Here is an 11,775-nt window from a genome sequence, read left to right as displayed (position 1 = left end):
GACTTACATTCTTCTAAAATAGCTAATGTAAGTATTGTTTCAATCGCAATGAAAAATCGGACGCAATTCTGAAAGGGCGTGCATTTACAGCACTTTCGCTTCCTTATTAAGCAGTTCCACCAATTCCTTTACTTGATCAGATAGATCGCCTTCAAGGACGCGACCAGCTGCTTTTTGTGGAGGCAGATATACTTCAATCGTTTCTGTCTTCGCTTCGACATCGTCCTCGTCAATATCCAAGTCATCCAACTCAAGCTCTTCAAGTGGTTTTTTCTTTGCTTTCATGATGCCCGGCAAGGACGGATATCTCGGTTCGTTCAATCCTTGCTGTGCCGTAACTAAAAGCGGCAAGGACGTTTCAATCGTTTCGGAGTCTCCTTCTACGTCACGAACAATTTTTACAGATGTCCCATCAATCTTCAAATCTGTAATGGTCGTGACATAGTTTATGCCTAATAATTCTGCTACACGTGGTCCTACTTGACCTGAGCCGCCGTCAATTGCAACGTTTCCTGCCAAAATAAGATCCGCATCTTTATCTTTCAAGTACTCTGCAATGATTTTCGCAGCAGTATATTCATCCATTTCGTCTAAATCGTCTTCGGTATTAATAAGGACAGCTTTATCAGCACCCATAGCCAAAGCGGTGCGCAGTTGTTTTTCAGCCTCTTCGTCACCGATTGTTATGACTGTTACTTCACCGCCATGCTCATCACGAACTTGGATCGCCTCTTCAATCGCATATTCATCATATGGGTTAATGATGAATTCTGCGCCGTCTTCCACGATTTTGCCGTTTGAAACCGCAATTTTCTCCTCTGTATCAAATGTTCGTTTTACCAATGCATAAATGTTCATACTAACAGACCTCCTCAGCTTGTTTAGTTCCCTTTAAATTCTGGTTCCCTTTTTTCGATGAATGCTTGGATGCCCTCTTTTGCATCTTCAGAGACAAACACTTCTCCGAATGAATCAGCTTCCGCTTTCACTCCTTCATAGTAAGATGCAGGTTTTGTATATTGAAGCATGCGCAAAGCAGCTTTCATCGCAATCGGACTTTTCTTGGCAATTTTCTTCGCCATTTCCATCGTCTTCGGCAGTAGCTCTTCATCAGCAACTGCAAGGTTTGCAAGTCCCCAAGCAACTGCTTCTTCCCCAGTAATCGGATCGCTCGTCAAAAGCATTTCGGCAGCTTTTGCCATCCCTACGTAACGAGGGAGCCTTTGTGTTCCCGCGAACCCAGGAATTAACCCTAATTGAAGTTCAGGCAATCCCAATTTTGCCTTTTGTGTAACGATACGGATATGGCAAGCCATCGCCAATTCAAGACCGCCCCCTAACGCAGCGCCATGAATTGCAGCAATGACCGGCTTATGAAAGCTTTCAAGCCTTTCAAAAACATCCTGCCCTGCAGAAGCGAGTTTCGTGAATTCCCCTCCGGATTCAACAGAAGTGAATTCCTTAATATCTGCCCCTGCAGAGAAAAATCGCCCTTCACCATGCAGAATAACGACTCTGACTGACTGATCGCTCGACACTTGATCAAGCAATTGACCGACCTCTTGGATTAAATCCCTTGATAAGGCATTTGCCGGAGGACGGTTAATCGTCGCAACTGCAACTCCGTCTTCAACAGAAATTTTCAAGAACTCCATTTCTCCCACCCTTTCTAACTTGCAGGCTCTGATGATTACGCTTTCATTCCTTTTAAAAGCAAGCGGTGTACTTCAGGAGCCAACTTCATCAAATCATATTTTTGATCGTTCATTACCCATGAAGTGATCGTTTCGTCAATCGTGCCGAACACCATCTGGCGCGCCAACCGAATATCGATCTCTTCGTCAAATTCACCTTGTTCGATTCCTTCCTTCAAAATGGAATCCAACAAGGTTAGATATTCTTTCAATACTTCATTGATCTTATAGCGAAGCTCTTTATTGGACTGTCTCAGCTCAAGCTGAGTAACAATAGCAAGGTGGCGATCACTATGTAGCAGGCTGAAATGATTATCAATCATCTTGTACAACTTCTCTGTCGCACTTATTTCCTTTTGCAAAATCAACTTTACGTTTTCAACAAATACACCCATTTTTTCCCTAAATACAGAGATGAGGATGTCTTCTTTATTTTTAAAATAAAGATAAATTGTTCCATCCGCGACGCCTGCAACTTTTGCGATTTTCGAAACTTGTGCTTGATGGTAGCCGTTTTCAGCAATGGCTACAACTGCAGCATCTACGATTTGTTTGTATTTTGGTTTATCGCGTTTCATTATTATCACCACCAATAAAAAGAAGAAAATATGAATGACTGTTCATTCATATTTTCATATTAATCGTTTATTCAATTATCGTCAAGTGTTTCGTCACGAAGTTTGTAATTCTTTCCCCATTTTCTCTTTTTCTTCTTCAACTAATGAACGTCTTAGTATTTTTCCAACCGCAGTTTTCGGCAATTCTTTGCGGAATTCATATTTGCGCGGCACTTTGTAAGCAGCTAAATTTTCTCGGCAATATTTATCCAACTCTTCTTCCGTTGCCGATTTGCCATCCTTGAAAACGATATATGCTTTCACAGTCTCTCCTCGGTATGGATCAGGCACACCTACCACTACACATTCTTGAATGGCATCATGCTCATAAAGAACTTCTTCAATTTCGCGTGGATAAATATTGAATCCACTCGCAATAATCATATCCTTCTTCCGGTCAACGACAAAGAAATAACCATCCTTGTTCATATATCCTAAATCTCCAGTCAATAACCAGCCATCTCGGAAAGTAGAAGCGGTTTCTTCAGGTCGGTTCCAATATCCTTTCATCACTTGAGGACCTTTAACCGCAATTTCCCCAACTTCCCCATACGGCAATGGTTCAGAAGAATCCGGTCCCAAAATACATGCGTCCGTATCCGGCCACGGTAATCCGATTGAACCTTTTACTCGCTCACCGTCCCATAAGAGATTAGCGATTGCAACGGGTGAAGTTTCTGTTAAACCATACCCCTCCACTAACTTGCCGCCCGTTACCTTTTCAAATTTCTGTTGTAATTCAACCGGCAAAGCAGCCGAACCGCTTATGCAAGCTTTAATAGAGGATAGATCGTATTTATGCAATTGTGGGTGGTTGAGCAAGCCGATATAAATCGTTGGTGCACCTGGAAACAAAGTCGGCTTCTGTTTGTCAATTGTCTTCAATGCCGTATCAAAATCGAACTTCGGAATCAAAACCATTTTATTGCCAAGCATGACAGATAATACAAGGACAGTCGTCATCCCGTAAACGTGGAAAAACGGCAAAATGCCCATAACCGTTTCTTTGCCTTCTTCGCATTTATACAACCATTCATTGCACATTTGCGCATTGGATATCAAATTGGCATGTGACAGCATAACTCCTTTTGGCGGTCCGGTCGTCCCTCCTGTATATTGAAGCAACGCAATATCCGAATCATAATCGAATTCATATTCTATCGGATCGTCTTTTGCAGTCTTCATAATCTCGGTAAATAAATGATTCATGCCTCGATGTTCTACTTTTACGACGATGCCATGTTCTTTCTTTTGAATAAAAGGATAAATCACATTTTTAGGAAACGGCAAATAATCTTTAATCCCCGTAATAATGATGTGCTCCAACTTCGTTTCTTTGACGACTTTCGATATTCTCGCATAAAGATTCCAATGAAATGATCACTTTCGCTCCGGAATCCGACATTTGGTAAGACAATTCCCGCTCCGTATAAAGTGGATTTGTTTGTACTACAACTCCCCCACAGTACAAAATTCCATAATATGCGATTGCGCTTTGCGGACAATTCGGGAGCATGATAGCAACCCGATCCCCTTTTTCGACCCCTAACGCCTTCAAATAATTAGCAAACTTCAAAGCAGATGAATGGAATTCCTTAAATGTAATGTCTTTCCCCATGAAGTGCATCGCCGTTTTGTCCGGAAACTTTTCACTTGCCTTTGTCAAAAATTGTTGTAATGGAATTCTGTCGTAATTGATCGTTTTTCGTATTTCCGGCGGATATTGATCCAACCAAGGCCTTTCAACCATTATAAACCCCCCTCTTCCCATTCCAATTCTTAGAAAATTCCTTCTTCGTTCATTATATCGGTTAATGAATCCGCTTTCAAATAGATTATTCATTTTACTTATAAAAAATGCCTTGACCATAGAATGATCAAGGCGTATTTTGAAACAACCAGTAAATTCCAACAAGAACAAAAAGAACACATACAACGATCAATATTTTAGACAATTTTTCCATACAACATCAATGCTCCTATGAGATGCTGGCTCCGATCACGTAAGATAATCCAACAGAAATTGTCAAAGAGATGAAGCCAACAGCCCGGTTATCATTTTCGATCTCTGTATCTATATTAAACTTTGGAGTAAAAAATTCGAACAAAAGATAAGCGATAATTAACAAAGTGAATCCAAATAATCCCCAGCCAATCATTTGAGGCAACGTATTATGCTGCAAAATAGAATAGCGGAATATATTTGCAACACCAAAAATCTTTCCTCCGGTTGCCATCGCAACAGAGATATTCCCTTTTCGTATTTCCTCCCAGTTCCCATATTTCGTAACAATTTCAAAAAGAACCATAGAAACAACAAGGCAAAGTATCGCAACACTAAAATAGCCCGCCGTTTCTACGAGAGGATGGCTCCAAAAACCTGTCTTTGTCATTATAACGGCTCTCCTTTACCATTCAATCATTCCTAACTATACGAATGACATTCAAAATGGTTTCACAAAAAAACAATTGTTTGAGAAAGTTTATTATTCACTTCAACTCAACGACTGTTACACCATGTCCCCCTTCACCGGCTTCGCCATACCGGTAGCTTTTGACACGAGGATGGTTTTTCAAATAGTTTTGGACACCTTGCCTCAAAGCGCCAGTCCCTTTTCCGTGGATAATTGAAACTTGATGGTAATTAGATAGGAGAGCATCATCAAGATACTTTTCCGTTCTTAACAATGCATTCTCATATCGCTCTCCCCTAAGGTCCAATTCCAATTTCACATAGGAATCCCGACCTTTCACTGTGGCAGAAACGACTGGATCTTTCGTTTTTTCCGGCTTGCTATATTCGAGGCCGGATTCATCTAATTTCATTTTCAAAATACCAATTTGAACGATCCATTCTTTATCGGCAACTTTTTCAATAAGCGTGCCCTTTTGCCCGTATGCTAACACTTTCACTTCATCGCCAACTTGCAACGGTCTTGGCGCTGCTTTCGCTTTGATCTTTTTCTTATCTTCAGCAGGCGAAGCGCCTTCTAATCTTTTTCTTGCTTCAATCAATTCATGTTCCTTCACTTGCGCTCCGGCATTTAACCTCATTGCACGCAATTCGGATATGACTGCTTCTGATTCCGTTCTTGCCTCCTCGACGATTTTTTTCGCTTTTTCTTTCGCTTTCTCAATCAGTTTTTCTTTCATTTCATCAAACTCTGATAGCTTCGCTTCCAATTCCCTTTTTAGTTCTTCTGTTTCAAGCAAGATCGCATGTGTCTGTTCAGCGTCCTTTTCGGATTGAACACGACTTGACTCTAACGAAGCGATCATTGAATCGACTTCTCCTCGGTCACTACCGGTAAATTTCTTTGCCCTGTCGATAATATGACCGTGAAGTCCTAACCGTTTTGAAATTTCGAACGCATTACTACGGCCCGGAACACCGATTAAAAGGCGGTATGTTGGGCTTAATGTGTCAATGTCGAATTCTACACTCGCATTTGCAACTCCGGGGCGGTTATAGCCATACGCTTTTAACTCCGGGTAATGCGTTGTCGCCATGACACGCGCACCGGTTCCGTGCACTTCATCTAAAATCGATATTGCAAGAGCTGCCCCTTCTTGCGGGTCCGTTCCCGATCCTAACTCATCAAATATGATCAATGAGCGGGAATCGAATTTTTTCAAGATGTCTACGATATTAACCATATGTGAGGAAAATGTACTTAAGCTTTGTTCGATGGACTGTTCGTCTCCAATATCAGCGTAAACCGAATCAAAGACAGCAATTTCCGATCCGTCGAGAGCAGGAATCGGCAATCCTGCTTGCGCCATCAATGTGCAAAGACCGACTGTTTTCAATGTGACAGTCTTTCCTCCTGTGTTTGGTCCCGTAATAACAATCGTCGTAATGTCTTGTCCAAATTCAATCGTATTCGCAACAGCTTCTTCGATTGGAATAAGCGGATGCCTTGCCTTCACTAAGCGGATATATCCTGTATTATTTACTTCTGGCTTAGAGCATTTATTTGCTTTGCCAAATTTGGCTTTCGCCAAAATGACATCTATCTCAGATAGGATATCGACCAATACAAATAGATCATGCGCCACTTCCTGCACTTTTACGGACAGCTCAAGTAGAATTTTTTCGATTTCCTCCTGCTCTTTCATTTTTAAATTCCGTATTTCATTATTCGCTTGGACAACGGCATCCGGCTCGATGAACAATGTTTGTCCCGAGGATGACATATCATGGACAACTCCGCCGAAATGTGAGCGATATTCAGCCTTTACCGGAATGACGTAGCGGTCATTGCGGATTGTTACGATCGAATCCGAAAGCATCTTTGCCGCATTTCTGCCCCTCGTATAGCCTTCAAGCTTTTCTCGTACTCGGCCCTCTTGAATTCGAAGGCTTTGACGGATTGAACGAAGTGCATTAGATGCACTATCAATAACATAGCCATTATCGTCGATCGCATGGTTAATTTCGTGTTCCAATCCTGTAAGAATTGGCAATTGCTCTTTTTTTGCCAAAAAATGTGGGATGCTAATATCTTCATCTTCATCGACCGTTTCGATGAATTGACGAAGAATTCGGCTTGCTCGAATCGTATTCGCAATTTCCATTAATTCATACGCACTTAACATACCGCCAATCTGCGCTCTTTTCGCATGCGGCCTTACATCACTTATGCCACCCATCGGAACGTTTCCACGCACTCTTAATATGGCAAGTCCTTCATCGGTCTCTTCCAAAAGCTTAACAACTTCCGTGTATTCACTAACTGGAACCAATTTTTCCATATGGCTTCTTCCTGCAGAAGACGTACAGTAAGTAAGGACAAGTTCTCGTACTTTATCAAATTCAAGTGTTTTCAAGACACGTTTTTCCAATGTCTTACACTTCCTTTCACTTCCGTATAATGTCACGGATGAATTGTTCTAACGGCCATGTATTGACGACCGTCTCTTTTTTCAACCAAGCTTTCTGTGCATATTGCACTCCGATTCTCATATGATCAAGTTGCGCAATGACGTGTGCATCCGTATTAATCGCTACTTTTACGCCTGCATCTTGCGCCATTTTTAAATAGTCCACCGATAAATCGAATCGGTGCGGATTCCCATTCAATTCTAAGATTTTGTCATATTGCTTCGCCCACTCGATCAATTGCGGCACATCTGGGCTATAGCCGTCACGTTGGCCAATGATCCGGCCTGTAGGGTGCGCAATCATATGGACGTACGGATTTTTGATTGCAGCATGGAGACGGTCCATGATTTGCTCTTGTGGCTGATTGAAATTGGAATGGATTGATGCAATAACAAAATCGAGCTCCTTCAATAGTTCATCATCAAAATCTAATGTTGCGTCAGGCAAAATATCCATTTCTGTTCCACAAAAAACTTCAATATCATCGTATTCCTCATTAATTGAGCGTATTTCCGCTATTTGCATTCGTAAACGCTCAGGTGTTAACCCATTCGCTACCTTCAAATATTGCGTATGATCTGTAATGACCATATGCGAATAGCCTTTGCTCCGGCAAGCTTCCACCATCTCACGTATAGAATACGCACCGTCAGACCATGTCGTATGCATATGGAAATCGCCTTTAATATCATCCAACTTCAAGAGCTTATCTAATTCATCAATACGGTCCAATTCAGTGCCGTCGATTCTGAGGGAAGGTGGAATGAAAGGCAATTCAAAGAAGTTAAAAAATGCCTCTTCGGTATCGAAAGTTTGAATTGTGCCATCTTCCATTTCAATGCCATATTCACTAATTTTCATTCCTTTTGACTTAGCCAATTGACGCATTCGCACATTATGATCTTTGGAGCCTGTAAAATGATGCAACGCAGTCGCAAACTGTTCATCTGTTACAAAACGAAAATCCGCATCGACAATCTCTGCCATGTCAAGTGCTACCGATAGTTTTGAGTCTCCTGCGGCAACCGTTTCTTCAATCGGCAATGCTTCCAACAGCTTTTCCCTTACAATAGCCGGTTCATCCGTTACGATGATGAAATCAACATCGCTGCTTTGTTCCTCTGCTCTCCGAAAACTTCCAGCAACTGAAAAACGTTTAATTTCACTTATTTTTTGCAGTTCTTCCTCAATTGATAGAACAATTGATTCAATTTGCCAAACAGGAAGCTTTCCTTTGCGCGTTCCTAATAAATTTAATTCATGCAAAAGCTTTTCTTCAGTCTTTTTGCCAAACCCAGGTACTTTGCTCACTTCATGGGATTCACAGGCAGCACGCAAAGATTCTATTGAATCGATGCCAATCGCTTCTCTAAGCTTCGCAATTTTTTTACCGCCAAGGCCAGGAACTTTCAAGAGTGGAATTAAACCTTTTGGCACTTTCTCTTCAAGCTCTTCCAATAAATCGGACTTTCCTTTTTCAATTAAATCGGTAATGACAGCGCCTGTCCCTTTACCAATTCCTTTAAGGGATAGAATATCGTCCATTTCAGATAAGCTGCGCGGATCCAATTCAAGGACATTCGCCGCTTTACGGAATGCACCAATTTTAAATGGATTTTCTCCTAATAGCTCCATATATAAAGCAATTTTTTCAAATGTACGGATGATCGTTTTTTTATTCAAAAAGGTTCCTCCTCCATTCATTTTCTTTAAAAAAGCTTCCTCCGAAAATGGGGGAAGCTGAATATGCATATACAAAAAGTTTCAGCAAAAATATCTTCAACTGGAATGAAAACGGTTGCTTTCAAAATGGCATTTGTGGAATTCATCAGCACAAACGCCTTTCAACAGTCTGAAGCTACTGCTTATAAATATACCACCAATTTTTTACTGTTTCCGAAATGATCGGGGTATGCTTGAACATTGCATTCGCCAAAATGGAATGATCCAATGCATTTTGTATTATATCCAATGGCAGCATCGCAAGGACATAAAGAATAAAAAATAGTACTATATAAAACTCAATAAATCCTAAACCTGCCCCAAAGAAACGAGAAATAAAACCTATGACAGGCAAGTACTTCAAAAAATCAAACATTGAAGCAATAAGCTGCAATAAAAATTTCACGGTAATAAAAATTAATACAAATGCCAAAAGCCTGTAAAACGTTTGATCCAAATCAAGCTGTTCAACTGTCCAGCTAAGCTTGGCGCCAGCCGTCACGCCAGGATAGGGAACCCAAAGCACGAATTTATCTGCAAGCGGTTTATAATATATGTAAGCGACAATTATTGCGATAATGAAGCCTGTCATATGGATTGCTTGAACGATAAGGCCCCGTCTAAACCCCGTGATTAGTCCTCCTAATAGAAGGAATACTAGTAATAAATCAAGCATAAACGTCCGTCAACCCTTCATCTTATTCAATTCTTGTTCTAATTCCTCAATCCGTTCTTTTAATTTTAAGTAATCATGGACACTATTCACAGCAGTGAGAACTGCAATTTTCGCGCTATCCAAATAGGGATTGCGGGCACTGATTTCCCGCATCCGATCATCAACGATCGATGCGACGAGCCGTACGTGACTGCTCGATTCACTTCCGACAATCGTATATGTCTGTCCATATATATCAACGGTTAGGCGCGTCTTCTGCTCGTCTGCCAATGATGAGACCCCCCAAGTAAAAACTCTGTACTCAATCATACCATGAAACTGTTTTAGTTGAAAAGAGAAGGCAGCCGCAAAGAAGAAATGGTGCAGGAATACATCGTTTTAATGTAGAATAACCAAATAGGCATTTTAGAAAGAGGGATACTTATGACTCAAACTGTCATCGTCGCAAGCGATGCCGTCATGCAAAATATAATAAAACATTATCATGAAATGAAAGTGAGCCGTAATTCACCTCATATTATTTTTGCAGCAAAATTGCCAGATACAACGATCACGGCATATAAATCTGGAAAGGTTTTATTCCAAGGAGGCGGTGCTCTGCGTGAAGCTGCATTGTGGGGGGCCCCTCCTTCGCTCGACGAGGAAAAGCGAAATCTAACAAATTCTTCAAAAGGAGATAAACTTCCAGACCATTTATCTCAGCTCACTGTCTTAGGCTCGGATGAGACAGGGACAGGAGATTTCTTTGGACCTATAACGGTAGCCGCCTGTTTTGTCCGCGCTGACCAAATTGAACTTGTGAAAGAGTTGGGCGTGAAAGATTCTAAGCAATTGACAGACGATTGGATGCGAAAAATAGCGCCTGATTTGCGCGCAACACTTGTGCATAGCGTATTGACATTGAAAAATGATCGATATAATGAAGTGCAAAGCAAAGGCTGGTCGCAAGGGAAAATAAAAGCATTGCTGCATAACCAAGCATTAAGGCATGTGCTGCGCAAATTGGACGGCGAAAAGCCTGATTATATTTTGATCGATCAATTTGCTGAACGCAGCATCTATTACAAGCATATTCAATCTCAGCGTGAAATTATCCGTGAAAATGTCCTATTTGCAACGAAGGCAGAAGGATTGCATGTAGCTGTTGCCGCGGCATCAATTATCGCTCGAGTCGCTTTTTTGGAAGAGATGGATCGTTTAAGCGAAAGAGCAGGTGTTTCTTTGCCGAAAGGAGCAGGACCGAAAGTAGATGAGGTCGCTGCTAAAATTTTATTGAAAAATGGGGAGCCATTTTTAAAATCGATGACAAAATGGCATTTTGCCAATTCTGGAAAAGCGAAAAAGATCGCTTCTATGAAACGGTTATAATTTTGAAAGAGAATAAAATTATCTAAAGATGAATTCAAGGGGATCAAATTGAAGTATAAATTTGTAAAGGTAGAAGTACTGTTACCAGAAGAGTAAATAGAAAAGGTCAGAGATCAACTAAATGAAATTGGTGTGCTAACAGTAAGAAATTACGATAATGTTATTTTTAATTCTCACGTAAGTGGTTATTGGAGGCCATTAGAAAAGGCAACACCATATGAAGGTACTAAAGGAGAAATATCGTTTGGAACTGAATGTAAAATGGAATTTAGATGTTTTCTTAAGAATATTGAAGAGGTAAAAAGGGTGATTAAAAGTGTTCATCCTTATGAAGAGCCAATAATTAACGTGATACCAATATTAAACTAACGGCGCGATTGTTGAACAAAAAAGATGCAGTAGATTTTTGAGTGTTTTTGTCCGTTATACTAACCGAAAGACGATAAAATTTGCTGTGCACGGCTTTCAGTACACAAATTGCAACAGGCAAATGTAAATTAGCAAGGGGTGAAATTGGTAGTTTTTTTGAATTGTTTTTTCAAAAAATACTACAAGTTTCTTGCTGATCTTTAAACGTCGACACGAGAAAAACCACTTTCAGAGAAAAAACATATAGAAAGCTATGATCTGCATGTTCATATTGGATTTCAAGTCGAATAAAACGGGGTTCATTGGAATCGAAAGCCAATGAACCCCGTTATTTTGGTTCTATAATATTTGTTGGGGTATTCACACAAATTCAACAAAAAAAAGCACGTAATCACCATTTCTTTTATACTTGAATTGTCGGAAAACAAGTAAACGAAAGGTGAT

The 11,775-nt window shown here is 40.6% G+C and carries 10 protein-coding genes and 1 pseudogene; 2 read left to right on the top strand and 9 right to left on the bottom strand.

All coding sequences use genetic code 11. The features are described 5' to 3' along the window. Positions 1-84 precede the first annotated feature (84 nt). The 9 genes and pseudogenes from WFH04_RS15120 to zapA form a co-directional block, all read right to left on the bottom strand. A complete protein-coding gene (locus WFH04_RS15120; protein ID WP_336824889.1) occupies positions 85-858 on the bottom strand; it encodes an electron transfer flavoprotein subunit beta/FixA family protein in 774 nt (257 codons plus the stop codon). Positions 859-881: 23 nt separating this feature from the next. Then, positions 882-1,655: an enoyl-CoA hydratase gene (locus WFH04_RS15115; protein WP_336824888.1), complete on the bottom strand. Its 774-nt coding sequence runs from the start codon at positions 1,653-1,655 to the stop codon at positions 882-884. Between the two features lie 35 nt (positions 1,656-1,690). Then, the gene (gene fadR / locus WFH04_RS15110; protein ID WP_336824887.1) at positions 1,691-2,272 is read right to left on the bottom strand and encodes a fatty acid metabolism transcriptional regulator FadR; all 582 of its coding nucleotides are present in this window, start codon (positions 2,270-2,272) and stop codon (positions 1,691-1,693) included. A gap of 93 nt (positions 2,273-2,365) precedes the next feature. Further along, positions 2,366-4,061, bottom strand: a pseudogene (locus WFH04_RS15105) (long-chain-fatty-acid--CoA ligase). A gap of 229 nt (positions 4,062-4,290) precedes the next feature. Next, the gene (locus tag WFH04_RS15100; RefSeq protein ID WP_336824886.1) at positions 4,291-4,704 is read right to left on the bottom strand and encodes a DUF350 domain-containing protein; all 414 of its coding nucleotides are present in this window, start codon (positions 4,702-4,704) and stop codon (positions 4,291-4,293) included. Positions 4,705-4,801: 97 nt separating this feature from the next. Further along, the gene (locus WFH04_RS15095; protein ID WP_336824885.1) at positions 4,802-7,156 is read right to left on the bottom strand and encodes an endonuclease MutS2; all 2,355 of its coding nucleotides are present in this window, start codon (positions 7,154-7,156) and stop codon (positions 4,802-4,804) included. A 16-nt stretch (positions 7,157-7,172) separates the two neighbouring features. Beyond that, positions 7,173-8,879 (bottom strand): DNA polymerase/3'-5' exonuclease PolX, encoded by a 1,707-nt coding sequence (polX, locus tag WFH04_RS15090; protein ID WP_336824884.1) that lies wholly within the window; start codon positions 8,877-8,879, stop codon positions 7,173-7,175. 175 nt (positions 8,880-9,054) lie between these two features. Further along, positions 9,055-9,594 (bottom strand): CvpA family protein, encoded by a 540-nt coding sequence (locus WFH04_RS15085; RefSeq protein ID WP_336824883.1) that lies wholly within the window; start codon positions 9,592-9,594, stop codon positions 9,055-9,057. Between the two features lie 9 nt (positions 9,595-9,603). After that, positions 9,604-9,864 carry a cell division protein ZapA gene (gene zapA / locus WFH04_RS15080; protein ID WP_336824882.1) on the bottom strand — a complete coding sequence of 87 codons (261 nt, stop codon included), beginning with the start codon at positions 9,862-9,864 and terminating at the stop codon, positions 9,604-9,606. Between the two features lie 153 nt (positions 9,865-10,017). On the opposite strand from zapA, the gene rnhC reads away from it, so the two are divergent. Both rnhC and cutA read left to right on the top strand, forming a co-directional pair. Further along, entirely contained in the window at positions 10,018-10,962 is a 945-nt protein-coding gene (rnhC, locus tag WFH04_RS15075) for a ribonuclease HIII (RefSeq protein ID WP_336824881.1), read from the top strand. 132 nt (positions 10,963-11,094) lie between these two features. Beyond that, a complete protein-coding gene (cutA, locus tag WFH04_RS15070; protein ID WP_336824880.1) occupies positions 11,095-11,331 on the top strand; it encodes a divalent cation tolerance protein CutA in 237 nt (78 codons plus the stop codon). Positions 11,332-11,775: the final 444 nt, after the last annotated feature.

Origin of the sequence: Sporosarcina sp. USHLN248 (assembly GCF_037144575.1) — a bacterium.
GTDB lineage: Bacteria > Bacillota > Bacilli > Bacillales_A > Planococcaceae > Sporosarcina > Sporosarcina contaminans.
The sequence above is the reverse complement of the archived record's forward strand: the minus strand, read 5'-3'. Positions and strand labels throughout refer to the sequence as shown.

What these genes read in the sequence shown, in the direction of transcription:
- fadR (WP_336824887.1), bottom strand. Translation starts at nt 2,272, where the DNA reads ATGAAACGCGATAAACCAAAATACAAACAAATCGTAGATGCTGCAGTT.
- WFH04_RS15100 (WP_336824886.1), bottom strand. Translation starts at nt 4,704, where the DNA reads ATGACAAAGACAGGTTTTTGGAGCCATCCTCTCGTAGAAACGGCGGGC.
- WFH04_RS15115 (WP_336824888.1), bottom strand. Translation starts at nt 1,655, where the DNA reads ATGGAGTTCTTGAAAATTTCTGTTGAAGACGGAGTTGCAGTTGCGACG.
- WFH04_RS15085 (WP_336824883.1), bottom strand. Translation starts at nt 9,594, where the DNA reads ATGCTTGATTTATTACTAGTATTCCTTCTATTAGGAGGACTAATCACG.
- WFH04_RS15120 (WP_336824889.1), bottom strand. Translation starts at nt 858, where the DNA reads ATGAACATTTATGCATTGGTAAAACGAACATTTGATACAGAGGAGAAA.
- rnhC (WP_336824881.1), top strand. Translation starts at nt 10,018, where the DNA reads ATGACTCAAACTGTCATCGTCGCAAGCGATGCCGTCATGCAAAATATA.